The 16832-nt window shown below is 68.5% G+C and carries 10 protein-coding genes; 6 read left to right on the top strand and 4 right to left on the bottom strand.

Features of this window, described 5'->3' with window-relative positions:
* Positions 1-203: 203 nt before the first annotated feature.
* Positions 204-1061 (bottom strand): PAC2 family protein, encoded by an 858-nt coding sequence (locus BN11_RS09665; RefSeq protein ID WP_048697078.1) that lies wholly within the window; start codon positions 1059-1061, stop codon positions 204-206.
* Positions 1062-1157: 96 nt separating this feature from the next.
* On the opposite strand from BN11_RS09665, the gene BN11_RS09660 reads away from it, so the two are divergent.
* Complete coding sequence (locus tag BN11_RS09660; protein ID WP_235435429.1) at positions 1158-1820, top strand: HAD family hydrolase; 663 nt, start codon at positions 1158-1160, stop codon at positions 1818-1820.
* A gap of 7 nt (positions 1821-1827) precedes the next feature.
* Here the strand turns inward: BN11_RS09660 and treZ are convergent, their stop codons facing one another.
* Positions 1828-3651, bottom strand: a complete 1824-nt coding sequence (gene treZ, locus BN11_RS09655; protein ID WP_083433657.1) for a malto-oligosyltrehalose trehalohydrolase — start codon at positions 3649-3651, stop codon at positions 1828-1830.
* Positions 3648-6140, bottom strand: coding sequence for a malto-oligosyltrehalose synthase (gene treY, locus BN11_RS09650; RefSeq protein ID WP_083433656.1), 2493 nt, complete (start codon positions 6138-6140; stop codon positions 3648-3650). The genes treZ and treY overlap by 4 nt, the downstream gene beginning before the upstream one ends.
* Positions 6141-6308: 168 nt before the next feature.
* Here treY and BN11_RS09645 point away from each other — a divergent pair, with 168 nt between their 5' ends.
* Positions 6309-7766, top strand: coding sequence for a multicopper oxidase family protein (locus tag BN11_RS09645; protein ID WP_162213200.1), 1458 nt, complete (start codon positions 6309-6311; stop codon positions 7764-7766).
* A gap of 43 nt (positions 7767-7809) precedes the next feature.
* Here BN11_RS09645 and metH read toward each other — a convergent pair whose 3' ends face one another.
* Positions 7810-11526, bottom strand: coding sequence for a methionine synthase (gene metH, locus BN11_RS09640; protein WP_048697074.1), 3717 nt, complete (start codon positions 11524-11526; stop codon positions 7810-7812).
* Between the two features lie 72 nt (positions 11527-11598).
* Between metH and BN11_RS09635 the strand changes: the two genes are divergently transcribed.
* The 4 genes from BN11_RS09635 to BN11_RS09620 all read left to right on the top strand — a co-directional run bounded on the left by BN11_RS09635 (position 11599) and on the right by BN11_RS09620 (position 16751).
* The gene (locus BN11_RS09635) at positions 11599-12696 is read left to right on the top strand and encodes a site-2 protease family protein (protein ID WP_048697073.1); all 1098 of its coding nucleotides are present in this window, start codon (positions 11599-11601) and stop codon (positions 12694-12696) included.
* A 20-nt stretch (positions 12697-12716) separates the two neighbouring features.
* On the top strand, positions 12717-13691 hold the full coding sequence (locus BN11_RS09630; RefSeq protein ID WP_048697072.1) for a tRNA (adenine-N1)-methyltransferase: 975 nt from the start codon (positions 12717-12719) through the stop codon (positions 13689-13691).
* 208 nt (positions 13692-13899) lie between these two features.
* Complete coding sequence (arc, locus tag BN11_RS09625) at positions 13900-15531, top strand: proteasome ATPase (RefSeq protein WP_048697070.1); 1632 nt, start codon at positions 13900-13902, stop codon at positions 15529-15531.
* Between the two features lie 224 nt (positions 15532-15755).
* Complete coding sequence (locus BN11_RS09620; protein WP_048697069.1) at positions 15756-16751, top strand: hypothetical protein; 996 nt, start codon at positions 15756-15758, stop codon at positions 16749-16751.
* Positions 16752-16832 lie beyond the last annotated feature (81 nt).

The following is a 16832-nucleotide window of genomic DNA, read 5'->3' as shown; positions in this document are numbered from 1 at the left end:
GGCCGTGGCCGCCGACGCCGCCGGTATGCCGCACGCCCCGGGCATCCTCGCCCGCACCCTCGACGCTCTTCTCGGCGTCCGCGTCTAAACACCCCACGAAGTTCTTCGTTCCTTCGTCGGGTCGATACTTCTCGGGGACCCCAAAAGTGCCAGCAAATGCCACGAAGTTCTCCGCTCCTTCGTCGCGTCGATACTTCGCTGGGTCAGCCCTCCGACTCGTCGTCGGGGCCGTGGCCGCGTAGGTAGCGCTCGAACTCTCGGGCGATGGCGTCGCCGCTGGCCTCGGGAAGTTCGGCGGTGTCCTGGGCCTTCTCGAGGGCCTCGACGTATTCGGCGATCTCCTCGTCGGACTCGGCGAGGGAGTTGATGCCGGCCTCCCACTGCTGGGCGAGTTCGGGCAGGTCGGTGGTGTCGATCGGCAGGTCGAAGAGCGAGGCGAGGGTCGTCAGCAGCGCCAGGGTGGCCTTCGGGGAGGGGGCGTGACCGGCGTAGTGGGGCACGGCGGCCCAGCACGAGATGGCGGTCAGACCGCTTTGGGTCGCGGCGTCGGACAGGACACCGATGATGCCGGTCGGGCCCTCGTAGCCGCTGGGTTCGAGATCGAAGCGATGCATCGTCGCGTCATCCTCGGAGGTGGCGGTGACCGGGATGGCGCGGGTGTGAGCGACGTCGGCCATCAGAGCGCCCAGGGTGACGAAGGTGGTCGCCCCGGCCGCCTGCGCGAACTCCATGAGCTCGACCGTGTAGCCGCGCCAGTGGAAGCTCGGCTCGATTCCGCTGACCAGGATGATGCTGCGGTCGATGTCCTCCGGCTGGGCGAGCAGGATGCGGGTGGTGCGCCACTGGATCCGGCGGCGGCCCTTGTCGAGCAGCACCCGGGGCCGGTTGACCTGGAAGTCGTAGTAGTCCTCCGGGTCCAAGGCGGCGACCGGCTCGGCGTCCCAGAGCTCGGCGAGGTGGTCCACCGCCCCGGTGGCGGCCTCGCCCGCGTCGTTCCACCCCTCGCAGGCGACGATCATGATCGGGTCGTTCAGCGGCGGCAGGTCCTCGAGCTCGATCACGTCGGCAGGCTATCGCGTGCGGATGGGCATTACGGTCAGAGCCCTGCCGTCGCCGTACACTCGGACCGATCCTGCCGTCTCCGAAGAGGACCTTTCGTGACCGACCGCCCGGCCCTGCCCGCCGCCGTGCTGTGGGATATGGACGGGACCCTCGTCGACACCGAGCCATATTGGATCGCAGCGGAGCACGAGATCGTCGCCGAACACGGGGGCCAGTGGAGCGAAGAGCTCGCCCATCAACTCGTGGGCAACCCGTTGCTGGTTTCGGCACGGTTCATCCTCGACAACTCGCCGGTGACGATGAGCCCCGAGGAACTGGTCGAGGAATTGCTGCGGCGGGTCGTGCTCCAGGTGCGCGATCACATCCCGTGGCGGCCCGGCGCCAAGGAGTTGCTCTTCGAACTCGTCGATCTCGGGGTGCCGTGCGCCCTGGTGACGATGTCCTGGCAGTCGCTCGCGCACGCCGTCACGGCGGCGCTGCCCGACGGAGTCTTCGCGGCCGTGGTCACCGGCGACGTCGTCACCCACGGCAAACCGCACCCCGAGCCCTATCTCGTCGCGTGTGCCGCCCTCGACGCGGCGCCGGGGGAGTGCGTGGCGATCGAGGATTCGGCCACGGGGGTCCGCTCAGCGGTCGCCGCGGGTGTCCCCACCCTGGCCGTGCCGCACGTCATCGCGCTGCCGGACATCGATGGCGCCGTTCACGTCGCGTCACTCGAGGGTATGCGGGCCGGCGAGTTGCTGAGGCTGTTCGGCTGAGGCGGTTCTAGCCGAGGATGACGACGGCGTCCGGGGCCAGCGTCAGCTGCCGCCCCTCGACGGTGACAGCACCACTGGACAACAACTCGACCCCCGGATCCTCAGCCATCTCGAAACTGGCTTCCTCCTCGCCGAGGTTGGCGATGACCGAGAGTCCAGCGTGCTGCATACGCACCAGCCGTGCGGTCTCGTCGGCCTCGATGACGACGTCGGCGAGATGAGTCGGCCCGTCGATGTGCTTGCGGCGCAACGCGATCAAGTCGCGATACCACTGGAACATGCTGCCGCCGGTGCCGTGGAGTTCACCCCATCGCAAGACCGATTCGTCGCGGGTGCCGACCGCCTGCGGGTCGGGGATCGTCTCGGCCGCCCACCCGTGACCGGCGAACTCCTCACGCCGGCCCAGCCGGACCGCTTCCGCCAGGTCGGCGTCCTCGAAGCTGGTGAAGAACAGCCATGGCGACGAGGTCGCCCACTCCTCGCCGGCGAAGATCATCGGCGTGAATGGCCCGAGCAGATAGAGCGCCGCCCCGATGTGCTGCCGCCCCGGGGGCAGCAGCGCCGTGATGCGTTCTCCCAGAGCGCGATTGCCGACCTGGTCGTGGGTTTGCAGGTAGCCGAGCAGGCGCCGGGCGTCGAACGATTCGGTGGCCACCGGCTTGCCCCACGGCCCGCCACGGAAGGTGGAGAAGGTGCCGTCGTGGAGGAACCCGCGCGTGAAGACCTTGGCGAGGACGGCCAAGGCGTCCTGCTCTTCGTGGCCTTGCGCCCCGCCGCCGAAATCGCCGTAGTAGCCGTGGATCTCGCCGGTCAGGACCGTGTGCAGCGCGTGGTGGACATCGTCATCCCACTGGGCCGTCATGCCCAGCCCGCCGAGGGCGGTCGAGGTCACCATGACCGTGTCGTTGAGGTCGCTCTCGGCGATCAGCTCGAGCGGCCTGCCCAGCTCGGCGGCGAGACGGCCCACCGCATCGGACAGTTCCGCGAGCAGGTGCATATCGGAGTCGTCCCGGAGTTCGTGGACCGCGTCGAGGCGCAGGGCGTCGATGTGGAACTCGCGCATCCACCGCGTCGCATTGCCGATGACGAAGTCCCGGACGGTCCGGCTGTCCGGGCCGTCGAGGTTGACCGCTTCGCCCCACGGCGTGTGGTGCCGGTCGGTGAAATAGGGGCCGAACCGGCTCAGGTAGTTGCCACTCGGTCCGAGGTGGTTGTAGACGACGTCGAGGCACACGCCGAGACCTTTGCCGTGGGCGGCGTCGACGAAACGCTGCAGGGCCGCCGGTCCGCCGTAGCCGTCGTGCACGGCATACAGCGCGACGCCGTCGTAGCCCCAGCCCCAGCGGCCGGGGAAGGCCGCGACCGGAAGGAGCTGGACGAGGTCGACCCCCAGCTCGACGAGGTGGTCGAGGTGCTCCACCGCAGCGTCGAGGGTGCCCTCGGGGGTGAAGGTGCCGATGTGCAGTTCATAGACCACGCCGCCGAGAACGCCTGCGCCGCTGCGGGTTCCGCGCCAGTCGTCGTCGGTCCACTCGAAAACGGTCGTGTCGAAGTGGCGGCTCGGGCCGTGCACACCGTGCGGCTGCCACGCGCTGCGTGGGTCGGGCAGCGGTGGCTGCGCACCGTCGACAATGAAGGCGTAGTCGAGGTGCTCGCCGTATGCCGCGGGGTTGCCTTCCCAGGACCACCAGCCGCCGGCGCCGGCCTGCATCGGCTCGGTCTGCCCCGGCTCGGTCTGCATCGGCGCGGTCTGCGGTGTCTCCCCGAGGGCGATCTCCATTGCCCCGGCCCGCGGCGCCCAGACGGCGATCCGGACCGGCTCACCGGTCATCGGCGCACCAGCAGCGCGACGGGCTGCTCGCCCAGGACGTCCCCGGTGGGTATGCCGTCGACCGAGGTGAACTCGTTGCCGGACAACAGATCCCGCCAGTCACCTGCAGGCAGGTCGAGGTGCTCGTCCTGCCAGCCGCCGGAGTTGCGGAGTCGATGGGGAGCGATCGCGGCGACCGTCACGGCTGCCGGCCCGTCGGTGCCACCTCGGGCGAAGGCGATCGCATTCGGGCTCCCGGTGTCCAGGGCCAGATAGTCCGCCGTGCGCCCGACGAACCACTCGGGGTGCTCGCGCCGCAGCCGCAGTGCTGTCGTGACGACGCGCAGCTTGGCCTCGGACAGATCCTGAGGCAGCGCCCCCTCGGAAAGCGCCTCCAGCCGGATGCGGTGCTCGTCGTAGTCGACTGCTCCCCGGTTGTCGGGATCGACGAGGGTCAACAGGGCATATTCGCTGCCCTGGTAGAGGTCGGGTACCCCAGGCATCGTCAACTGAATGAGCTTCTGCGCCAACGAGAAAGCGCGCGATGATTCAGCGGTCTGGTCGACCCAGCGCTGGATATGCGCCCCGACGTCGGGGTCCTCGATGAGCGCCGTGGCAAAGGCGACGATCGCCTCTTCATACGGCTCGTCGCCGTCGACCCAGGCCGTGTGCGTCTTCGCCTCGCGGGTCGCCTTGAGCAGATAGGTGGACATCCGCTCGGGCGTCATCGGCCACGTGCCGACGAGGGTCTGCCAGATGAGGTATTCGGTCTCGGGGTCGACCAATCCGTTGCGCAGCCGCGCCGACATCCGGCGGGCTTCGGCGAACCAGTCCTGCCAGTCCTGGGCCCGTTCGGACAGCACGGCCAGCCGGGCGCGCACGTCCTCCGACCGCTTCGTGTCGTGGGTGGACAACGTCGTCATCGTCAGCGGCCAGTGCTCGAGCCGCTCCTCGGCATACGCGTGGAACTCGTCGACCTCGATCGAGAGCGTGCCCGGGTCGCCGCCGACCTCGTTGGCGCCGGTCTGGCGCAGCCAGCGATAGAACGCGGTGTCCTCGATGCCCTTGGCCATGACCGGGCCGCACGTCTGCTGGAAGCGGGTGACGAACTCGGCGATGGCCTCGTGGGCGTCGGGGTCGGACAGGCCGCCGGCGGGGCGGCCGCCCCGGGCGAGCTGGGTGATCTGGCCGAGCACCGGGTGGTCGCCGGCGTCGAGCCGGTCCCGAGCCCGGCCCTCGGCCTGGGCGAGCACGACGAGCTGAGAGCGCGCCGGACGTTGTCCCGCAACGAGATAGGCGCGGTAGCGGTCCATCGAGACGAGCAGCGCGGTCAGGGCGCGGCGCGCGGCCTCGAGATCGGTGTCGGGCAGGACCCGCTCGACCAGGCGCAGCAGTCGGTTGACCTCGGCGGCCTGGACCTCCTCGACGACCTGCAGTTTGGCGGCAATGATGACGTCCCCGAGGTCCACCCGCTCGGGCGCGGCAATCTCGGCCCACATGGCGTCGAGCGTCTCGGTGCCGGTCGGGTCGGTGAGGACCTGCTGCACGCGCAACAGGGCGTCATACCCGGTCGTGCCTGCGCACGCCCACTGGGGCATCAGCTCCTCGTGGCCCTCGAGGATCTTCTCGACGACCACCCAGGCGTTGCCGGTCCGGTGGGCGAGGCGCCCGAGATAGCCGCCCGGATCGGCGAGGCCGTCCGGATGATCGATCCGGAAGCCGTCGATCCGGCCCTCGCGATAGAGCTCGAGGAGCAGTTCGTGGGTGGCGTCGAAGATTTCGTCCTCCTCGACGCGCACCGCCTGCAAGGTGGTGACGTCGAAGAAGCGGCGGTAGTTCAGGTCGGTCTGGCCGTCCTCCCAGTGGGCCAGCCGGTATGCCTGTGCGTCCACGAGCGCCGGAAGGTCGAGGCTCTCCGTGCCGGGCCGGACGGGCAGCTCGTGGTCGTAGTAGCGCAGCACCGTCTCGGTGCTGTCCGCGCCCCCATCGTGAGCGACCGCCAGTTCGCCGTTGGTCAAGGCGGTGTCGAGGTCGGCGCCGAGGATGGGCATGAGGATCTTGAAATCCTCTGCCTCCCAGTCGACGTCGAACCAGTCGGCATACTGCGAGGCGCGGCCGTGGCGCAGGACGTCCCACAGCTGGCTGTTGAGATAGGTCTCTTGTGGCACCGTCATGTGGTTGGGCACGATGTCGACAATGATCCCGAGCCCGGCGGCCCGGGCTGCGTCCGAAAGGCGCTCGAACGCCTCGCGGCCGCCCGCCTCGGAGTTCAGTGCGTAGTGATCGACGACGTCATAGCCGTGGGTGCTGCCCGGCTCCGGCTCGAGGATGGGGCTCAGGTAGAGGTGGCTGACACCGAGTTCGGCGAGATAGGGGACCACCGCCGCCGCGGCGTCGAACCCGAACTCTCCGTTGATCTGAAGTCGATAGGTGGAGATCGGGGTCGCCCGGGTCAGGCCCGGGCGGTGGTCTCGGCGGGGCAGCGGATTGCGCGAAGGTGTCGATGACATCGCTGCCCGACTCTACCAACGCGGCGGGTCTCGACCGTCCAGCGCCGATAGCCGGCCGGACGGCCGACGCGCGCCATCCCGTGTTTGGCATGTCACATTTGCGTGATTGAGGTATTCCCGGGCGGAGTGGGTCATCGGTTCAGCTAACCGATGATGAGGAAGGTCCCGATGCCAACGATTGATCCGACCCGCTCTGGCGTTTCTCGCCGTGTCCTCCTGAGCGCGGCCGGCGGGGTCGCCCTGGGAGCCGGAGGCGTCCCGATGCTCAGCAGGGCTGCCCACGCGGCACCGCCCTTGGGCGCACCGCTCTTCGAGCCGGACATCATCTCCTCGCGGAAGGGCGTGCTGGAGGCCGAGCTCGTGGCGCAGGCGGCCACGCGAGTCGTGGGCGGCATACCGCGTCCCGTGCTCACCTTCAACGGCACCGTGCCCGGTCCTACGCTCTTCGTCGAACCGGGTGACCTGCTCCGGATCCGGCTGGTCAACCAACTGCCGGAGGGCACCAATATCCACACCCACGGCCTGCACGTCTCCGGCATGGGCAATGCCGACAATATGATGATCCATGTCATGCCGGGGGAGAGCTTCGACTACGAAATCCCCTTGCGGAGCAACGCCACCGAGGGCATGAACTGGTACCACCCGCACGTCCATCACCACACCGGTCAGCAGATCTTCAGTGGCATGTTCGGGACGCTCTTCACTCAACCCAAGGGGGAGGGCCGCATCCCGAAGGACATCAGTCGGGATCGCGTCATCACGCTGTCGACGAGTTTCTGGACCCCCGATGGCGACATCGCCTCGGGCACCCGCACCTCCCAGGCTCGTCAGATCCGGCTGGTCAACGGCGAGATCAACCCGACGATCGACATCGCCCCCGGTGAGACGCAGCGGTGGCGGTTCGTGAACACCTCGATGAACCACGTCTTCCGGCTCACCCTCGACGGTCACACGATGACGCGCGTGGCGGCCGACGGAATGCCCTACACCGCCGCACTTGAGTTGACCGAGTTGCGGCTCGCCGCCGGTCAGCGTGCCGATGTCCTGGTGACCGGTGGCGAAGCGGGCATGCACGCCCTGCGCGTCCTGCCCTTCGACTTCGGCTTCGGGGTCGTCTCGGTCGAGGACACCCTGGCGACGGTGGTCTGCGGCGGCGAGGGGGTGACCCCGACACCGGTGAACCTGAACAAACTCCTCGCCCCGCGGACGGACCTACGCAAATTCAAGGTCGACAAGCGGCGCACGCTGACGTTCACCACCGCGGGAGGGTTCGCCATCGATGGCAAGCCGTTCGACCCCAACCGGATCGACCAGGTCTGCGAGATCGGCGCGCTCGAGCAGTGGACGATCAAGAACCCGACCGGCCTGACGCACCCCTTCCACATCCACGTCAACCCCTTCCAGGTGGTCTCCGTCAACGGCACGTCGGTCGACACCCGCTCCTATGAAGACACCGTGCTGGTCGACAAGCTCGGCGGCGAGGTCACCTTCTTGACCCGGTTCGAGCACTTCCTCGGCCGGGTGATCTACCACTGCCACTTCGGCAATCACTCCGACCTCGGCATGATGGGTCAGGCCTGGGTCGTGCCACGCGGGTGCGGCACGAGCCCAATCGTCCCGGTCTGAGGCTCTGGGCGCGCGGCCCAACCGTGCGTCAGGGCCGCGCGTTTCACTCCTCCGGGTGGTAGCCGAGGTTGGGGGAGAGCCAGCGCTCGGCGGTGCGGAGATCCCAGCCCTTACGGCCGGCATACTCCTCGACCTGGTCGCGCCCGAGGCGACCGACGACGAAGTACTGTGCCTGCGGGTGGGCGAAGATCAGCCCGCTCACAGCGGCGCCGGGCCACATCGCCATGTGCTCGGTCAGCTCGATGCCCGTCTCCTCTTGGACGTCGAGGAGCTCCCAGATGACCGCCTTCTCGGTGTGGTCAGGGCAGGCGGGATAGCCGGGGGCGGGTCGTATGCCGCGGTAGCGCTCCTCGATCAGGGCCTGGTTGTCGAGGGTCTCGTCGGGCGCGTAGGCCCACAGCTCGGTGCGGACCCGCTCGTGCAGGCGCTCGGCAAACGCCTCGGCGAGCCGGTCGGCGAGGGCCTCGAGCAGGATGGCGTTGTAGTCGTCGTGCTCGGCCTTGAAGGCCATCACGCGTTCCTGCGAACCCAGACCCGCCGTGACGGCGAAGGCGCCGATCCAGTCCGGTATGCCGCTGTCCTGGGGTGCGATGAAATCGGCAAGTGAGCGGTTGGGCACGCCCTCGCGGTGCTGCCCCTGCTGGCGCAGGTGGTGCAGCGTCATGCGCACCTCGGTGCGGGTGTCGTCGGTGTAGACGACCGTGTCGTCGCCGACCCGGGCTGCCGGGAAGATCCCGGTGATCCCGTTGGCGCGCAACCATTTCCGCTCGACGATCTGGTCGAGCATCGCCTGAGCGTCGTCATACAACTTGCGCGCGGCCGCGGCCGAAGCAGGGTTGTTGAGGATGTCCGGGAACCGGCCGCGCATCTCCCACGCGGCGAAGAACGGCGTCCAGTCGATGTACTCGCGCAACTCGGCCAGGTCGTAGTCGGTGAAGCGGTGGATGCCGGCCTGCTTCGGCGTCGCCACGGTCTCGGCGGAGATCTCGATCTCGGGTGCCGCGGCGCGCGCCTGTTCCAGGCTCAGGAGTGGCCGCTCTCCGGACTTGGCCGCGTGCCGGGTGCGGATCGTGTCGTACTCGTCGGCGATGGACGCCACGAGCTTCGGGCGGTGGTCGTCCGAAAGCAGTTGGGAGACAACGGGAACGGAGCGCGAGGCATCCTTCACCCAGACCACCGGGCCGTGATAGCGCTGGTCGACCTTGACGGCGGTGTGCGCTTTCGACGTCGTCGCGCCCCCGATGAGCAGGGGGATCTCGAAGCCCTGGCGTTCCATCTCGGACGCCACATTGACCATCTCGTCGAGCGAGGGGGTGATCAGGCCGGACAGGCCGATCGCGTCGGCCTCCAGTTCCTTGGCCGTGTCGAGGATCTTCTGCGCCGGCACCATCACCCCGAGGTCGTGCACCTCGTAGTTGTTGCACTGCAAGACAACGCCGACGATGTTCTTGCCGATGTCATGGACGTCGCCCTTGACCGTCGCGGTGACGATGCGCCCCTTGGCGTGCGAGGCGTCCCCTGGCTGCTTCTCGGCCTCGATGAACGGGATGAGATAGGCGACGGCCTTCTTCATCACCCGGGCCGACTTCACGACCTGCGGCAGGAACATCTTGCCGGCGCCGAAGAGGTCGCCGACGACATTCATGCCGTCCATCAGCGGACCTTCGATGACCTCCAACGGCCGGCCGCCGCGAGCCGCGATCTCGGTGCGCAACTCCTCGGTGTCGGCCTCGACGAAGTCGTCGATCCCCTTGACGAGAGCGTGCGTGATCCGCTCGGCAACCGGGAGGGTGCGCCACTCCGGTGCCGACGAATCGTCCTCGGCCCCAGAGACGTTGAACTTCTCGGCGATCTCCAGCAGCCGGTCCGTCGCGTCTGCCCGGCGGTTGAGCACGACGTCCTCGATCCGCTCGCGCAGCTCGGGGTCGATCTGATCGTAGACGACCAGCTGGCCGGCGTTGACGATGCCCATGTCCATGCCGGCGTTGATCGCGTGATAGAGGAAGACGGCATGGATCGCCTCGCGGACCGGGTTGTTGCCGCGGAAGCTGAAGGACACATTCGACACACCGCCGGAGACGAGCACGCCGGGCAGGTTCTGCTTGATCCACCGGGTCGCCTCGATGAAGTCGATCCCGTAGGTCGCGTGCTCCTCGATCCCCGTCGCCACCGCGAAGATGTTGGGGTCGATGATGATGTCCTCACCCGGGAAACCGACCTCCTGCGTCAGCAACTCGTAGGCCCGCTTGCTGATCTCCTTGCGCCGCTCGAGGGTGTCGGCCTGCCCGGTCTCGTCGAAGGCCATGACGACCACCGCCGCGCCATACTTTCGGCACAGCCGCGCCTGCTCCAGGAAGGGCTCGACGCCCTCCTTCATCGAGATGGAGTTGACGATCGGCTTGCCCTGGACGCACTTCAAACCGGCCTCGATGACCGACCACTTGGAGGAGTCGATCATCAGCGGCACGGTTGAGATATCCGGTTCGGAGGCAATGAGTTTGAGGAATCGGTCCATCGCGGCGACGCCGTCGATCATGCCCTCGTCCATGTTAACGTCGATGACCTGGGCACCGGCCTCGACCTGCTGGCGCGCCACCGAGAGGGCGGCCGGATAGTCCTCGGCCTGGATGAGCTTGCGGAAGCGCGCCGACCCGGTGATATTCGTCCGCTCGCCGACGTTGACGAAGAGGCTGTCCTCGGTGATCGTCAACGGTTCCAGGCCGGACAGCCGCATCGCCACCGGCACCTGCGGGACCGGACGCGCAGCGATGCCACCGACGCCCTGGGCGATCGCGGCGATGTGCTCGGGCGTCGTACCGCAGCACCCCCCGACCAGGTTGACCAGGCCCGCCTGAGCGAACTCGACCAGCGCGGCCGCCGTCTCACCGGCCGTCTCGTCATACTCCCCGAAGGCGTTGGGCAGCCCCGCATTCGGGTAACACGAGACGAAGGTGTCCGCGACCCGCGACAGGTCGGCGATGAACGGCCGCATCTGCGCCGCCCCGAGCGCGCAGTTGAACCCCACGGCGATCGGGCGCACATGGCGCACGGAGTTCCAGAACGCCTCGGCGACCTGACCCGAGAGGGTGCGCCCGGAGGCGTCGGTGATGGTCCCGGAGATGATGACCGGCCAGCGCCGGCCCTGCTCCTCGAAGAGCGTCTCGACGGCGAAGATCGCCGCCTTGGCGTTGAGGGTGTCGAAGATCGTCTCGATCGCGAGGACGTCGGCGCCGCCCTCGACGAGCGCCGCCGCCTGCTCGTGATACGCCGCCACCAACTCGTCATACGCCACATTGCGCGCGCCCGGATCGGACACGTCGGGGGAGATCGACGCGGTGCGGTTCGTCGGGCCGAGGGAGCCGATCACGAAGCGGGGGGTATGCGGATCGGTCGCCAGCGCGGCGTCCACCGCCTCGCGCGCCAGGCGCGCCGAGGCGAGATTGAGTTCCGCGCTCAGCTCCTGCATGCCGTAGTCGGCCATCGAGATGCGCTGGGCGTTGAAGGTGTTGGTGGAGATCAGATTGGCCCCGGCGGCGAGGTATTGGTCATGGACCTCGCGGATCAGGTGTGGCTGGGTCAGCGACAGCAGGTCGTTGTTGCCGATGACGTCGCTGCCCCAGTCGGCGAAGCGCTCGCCCCGGAAGTCGGCCTCACCGAGGCGGTGACGCTGCAGCATCGTGCCCATCGCGCCGTCGAGGAAGAGAATGCGCCGGCTGAGCAGTTCGGTGAGCGTCGACGTGGCGTCGGGGGAGAACGGCATGGGTAGCAGTATCCGTCACGCCGGCGCCTGCTCGCGCGAACTTTGCCCGGCGCGGCCAGATAGGTTCGGCGCGTGACCTCGCAACCCGGCCAACCGCCCGCCCCCGGCATCAAGGTGGCGACGATCGCCGGGGTGCCGGTCTACATCGGCAGGTCCTGGGGCCTGCTTGCGCTGATCATCGTCGCCCTCATCGGCCCGCAGCTGCAGCCCGACCTCGGCGGCCGCGCCTACCTCGTCGCCATCGGGTATGCCTTGTTACTGCTGCTGGCGGTGATGGTGCACGAGGGTGCCCACGCCTTGGGGGCGCGGTCGTTCGGCTTCCCCGTGCACCGCGTGGTGGCCGACCTGTGGGGCGGGCACACCGCGCTCGACGTCAGTCGCTCCACCCCCGTGCGCAGCGCGACGATCGCCGTCGTGGGCCCGCTCTCCAACCTGGTCCTCAGCGCCGTCGGTTACGGCCTCGCCGCCGTGCTCGATCCGGGAATCGCGCACGGGTTGGCCGGCCTGTTCGGCTATCTCAACCTGCTGCTCGCCCTGTTCAACCTGCTGCCTGGGTTGCCCCTCGACGGTGGCCAGCTCGTGGAGTCGCTGGTGTGGAAGCTGACCGGTGACCGGCACAAGGGCCGCGTGGCTGCGGGCTACTGCGGTATGGCCGTCACGCTCGGCGTGCTGTACTGGTTCGTCGGCCGGCCCCTGCTGCGCGGCGACCAGCCGTCGTTGTTCTCGATCGGGTGGGCGTTGCTGATCTGCATGTTCCTGTGGCAGGGCGCGCGCTCGGCGATCACGTCCGGCCAGGTGGGCGGGGCGCTGTCGAGAGTGCGGGTGGTCGACGTCATGACCCCCGTCGCCCCGGTGCCGTACGACGCCGCCCTCACCCAGTTGCCCACCGGGGTCCCGCCGGTGGTCGTCGACCAGAGCGGCACTCCGGTCGCCTTGGTGGACGCCGCCGCCCTGCAGGCCGTGCCGCCCCAAGCCGCACCGCATACCTCCGTCTCCTCCGTCAGCCGACCGCAGCCACCCGGCTGGGTCCTCGACCTCGACCCCAATGCTCCCGTGACCGAACTCTTCGCGCCCCTGCGCGACCTCGGCACCGGCGTCGTCGCGATCCGCCAGAACGGCCGACTCCTCGGCGTGGTCACCGTCGACGCGGTCAACAACAGCCTGTCGTAGCCGACGTAGCATTTCGCCCCATGACGGCGATCGAGGCGGACCTGCGCCGCGGCAACTTCCGCATCGGCGACCGGGTGCAGTTGACCGACCCGAAGGGGCGGATGCACACGATCACGCTGGAAGCCGGCAAGGAGTTCCACACCCACCGCGGGTTCATCCGCCACGACGACCTGATCGGCGCGCCCGACGGCTCGACCCTGACCAACACGGTTGGCATCGAATATCTCGCGATCCGCCCACTGCTCGCCGACTATGTGATGTCGATGCCGCGCGGCGCGGCGGTCGTCTATCCCAAGGACGCCGGGCAGATCGTGATGATGGGCGACATCTTCCCCGGCGCCGTGGTCGTCGAGGCCGGCGTCGGATCCGGGGCGCTGTCGATGTCCCTGCTGCGCGCGGTGGGGGAGTCGGGGCGGGTGCTCTCCTTCGAGCGGCGGACCGACTTCGCCACGATCGCCCAGGCGAATGCGCGCGCGTTCTTCGGCAGCGACCATCCGGCGTGGACGGTCACGGTCGGCGACCTCGTCGAGAGCCTGCCGGCGGCGGTCGAGCCGGGCACCGTGGACCGGGTCGTCCTCGACATGCTCGCGCCGTGGGAGTGCCTGGACGCCGTCGGTGACGCCCTGATTCCCGGCGGCCTGCTGATCTGTTATGTCGCCACCGCCACCCAGCTCTCCCGCGTCGCCGAGGCGATGCGCGATCACGGCGGCTTCACCGAGCCGCACGCGTGGGAGTCGATGGTGCGCGACTGGCACCTCGAAGGACTCGCGGTGCGCCCCGTGCACCGGATGCACGGGCATACCGGCTTCTTGATCACCACCCGCCGGCTCGCACCCGGCGTCACCCCGCCCCTGCGCAAGCGGCGCCCCGGCCGCGGGTATGACGCGGACGCCGCGGAGGAGTGGACCGCCGAGGACCTCGGGGAGCGGGTGCCCAGCGACAAGCGGGTGCGCCGCACCGCCCGGTCGATCGGCGACGGACCTCGCCTGCCCTGATGACCCCACGAAGCGTCCTCGCTTCGCCGCACTACCTCGGGGGGAGCCACGAACCGTGGTCTGCAGCCCTGAATCCCCGAATCGGTCCCAGGGCGTGGGACGGTCCCGAGCCGTGACGAATTCCTCCCACGCTTTGTCGGATGCGGGAGTTAGAGTCGAACAGACGCCGCTCCCGCAACGGGGGCAGCAGGATCGGGAGGAGGCTGTCGTGACCGAAGACACGACCCTCGAACTGCGCCGTGTGCGCTCGCAGATGGCCACCATGTCCGCCCAGAACGAGCGCCTCGTGCGCACCCTCAAGGATGCCCGCGAGCAGCTGGTCAACCTCAAGGTCGAGGTCGACCGGCTCGCCAATCCGCCCGCGGCATACGGCATCATCCTGCAGGTCCACGACGACGGCACCGCCGACATCCTCACCGGCGGCCGCAAGATGCACGTCGCCGTCAGCCCGACCATCCCGCCCGAAGATCTGGTGGGCGGGCGCGATGTCCGCCTCAACGAGGCCCTCAATGTCGTGGCCGTCTGCGGTTATGAGCGCGTCGGTGAGGTCGTCCTCGTCAAGGAGATGATCGAGCCGGACCGGGTGCTCGTGGTCGCGCACGCCGACGAGGAGCGGGTATGCCGCATGGCCGAGTCCCTCGCGGACGTGCCGGTCCGCGTCGGCGACGCATTGCTGCTCGAGCCGCGCAGCGGGTTCGTCTTCGAGCGCATCGAGAAGGCCGAGGTCGCGGACCTGGTGTTGGAGGAGGTCCCCGACATCTCCTACGAGGACATCGGCGGCCTGCGGGGTCAGATCGAGGCGATCCGCGACTCGGTCGAACTGCCCTATCTGCATCCGGATCTGTTTACCGAGCACCAGCTCAAGCCGCCCAAGGGCGTGCTGCTCTACGGCCCGCCCGGCTGCGGCAAGACCATGATCGCCAAGGCGGTTGCCGCCTCGCTGGCGCGCAAGGTCGCCGAGAAGGAGGGCAAGCCGCTCTCCAAGAGCTACTTCCTCAACATCAAGGGCCCGGAACTGCTCAACAAATATGTCGGCGAGACCGAGCGGCACATCCGGCTGATCTTCCACCGGGCGCGGGAGAAGTCCAACGACGGCACGCCCGTGGTGGTCTTCTTCGACGAGATGGACTCGCTCTTCCGCACCCGTGGGTCCGGCGTGTCGAGTGACGTCGAGACGACGATCGTGCCGCAGCTGCTGGCCGAGATCGACGGGGTCGAGGGTCTCGAGAACGTCATCGTCATCGGCGCGACCAACCGCGAGGACATGATCGACCCGGCGATCCTGCGGCCCGGCCGGCTCGATGTGAAGATCAAGATCGAACGCCCGGACGCGGAGTCGGCGCGCGACATCTTCCGCAAATACCTCACCGCCGACCTGCCGTTGCACGCGGACGACGTCGCCGAGAACGGCGGCTCGGCCGAGGCCACGGTGGAGGCGATGATCGAGGCCGCGGTGGCGCGCATGTATTCCGAGGACGAGGACAACCGTTTCCTCGAGGTCACCTACGCCGGCGGCGACAAGGAGATCCTCTACTTCAAGGACTTCAACTCCGGGGCGATGATCCAGAACGTCGTCGACCGGGCCAAGAAGTCGGCGATCAAGGACTTCCTGACCACCGGCCAGCGGGGCATCCGGGTCGAGCACCTGTTGTCCTCGTGCCTGGATGAGTTCAAGGAGAACGAGGACCTGCCCAACACCACCAACCCCGACGACTGGGCGCGGATCTCGGGCAAGAAGGGCGAGCGGATCATCTACGTCCGCACACTCGTCTCCACCAAGTCCGGCACCGAGCCCGGCCGCACCATCGACACGGTCACCAACACCGGGCAGTACCTCTAGTTATTGGTGACTCGGGCCAGGTTTTCGTTCTCGGGCCGGCCTATTTCCAGGCCCCAAAACGAAAGCCAAGCCCGAGTTGATGGCCTGGTTGCGGTCCGTCGGGCTTGGGCGGGGTGGTGGGGGCGTGGCCGATGGCGCGCCGACGTGACGGGCTATCCACTGGCTATCCACAGGCCTACTGGTGGACCCACGACAGGACGACCGTTCTGCGCGACAGTGACAACATGTTCGGTCCACCAATTCCTCTGCCGTTCGACCCCAGCCTGCTCCGGCTCGGACGCGACCTGCGAGCTCGCGGCATCGAGCCATGCGCGCTCCCAACAGAGTGGTTTCGGGTCCGGCGTGGCGTATGGATCGCGACGGTCGTCTGGCAGGAACTCACCCCGGAGTATCAGCACGCTGCACGGGTGCACGCAGCGGCCATGACCTTGACCTCGAAGGTGCCGCTGGCGTTCGCCCGCGCCAGCGCTGCCGCCGTCTTGGTCCTACCCCGCATCAGCCCTTGGCCAACGCGCGTCCAGATCCTGGGCGACCCGTGGAATGGCGCGGACAACGGCCACCGCCACCGGGGCAGTCGCGCCGGCATGTCCCGGTGCATCGGCGCCTGCGATCGGTTGATGTCGCTACATGGGCTACTGATCACCCCGGTTGCGCGCACCGTGGTCGATCTCGCCCGGTCCGACCGGCTCGATAATGCGCTCGCCGCCGGGGATCAGGCGCTGCGCCGGGAGTGGTGCTCTCGGGACGAGATCGCCGAGGAGGTTGCCGCCATACCGCGGCGCGCGCGGGGGCGCAAGCAGGCGCAACTCTTCTCCAATCTCGTCGACGGCGCCGCTCACACGGCCGGCGAGAGTCTGAGCCGGTTGGGGATGTTCCGGTTGAACGTGCCCAAGCCCATCCTGCAGTACCCCTTGGAGGACGCCGACGGTGCATTCGGATTCGCCGACTTCGGGTGGCGCATTGGTGCCGACCTGATCATCGGTGAGTTCGACGGCAAGGTGAAGTATGCGGTCGACCCCGAGCTCGGACCGAAAGCGGCCCAGGAGGCCTTGTGGCGCGAGAAGCAGCGCGAGGACCGCATACGCAGGCAAGCAGACGTCGTGCGCTGGGGGATGAAGGAAGCCACGGACCTGCGTCTCCTGGCACAGCGCCTCGCTGAGCACGGGATTCTCCCGACAGCGCACAACACCTGGTTTGATCCCCCCGCACACCCGGAATGACACTGTCGGGCGGGTCGGGGGACGCCGGGACCCCCACCGCCCAGCCGAGGCCCGACCGACCGCCACAAAGCCACAAACGCG

Source organism: Nostocoides australiense Ben110 (assembly GCF_001050535.1).
Lineage (GTDB): Bacteria > Actinomycetota > Actinomycetes > Actinomycetales > Dermatophilaceae > Nostocoides_A > Nostocoides_A australiense.
This window is presented reverse-complemented; position numbering and strand designations above follow the sequence as displayed.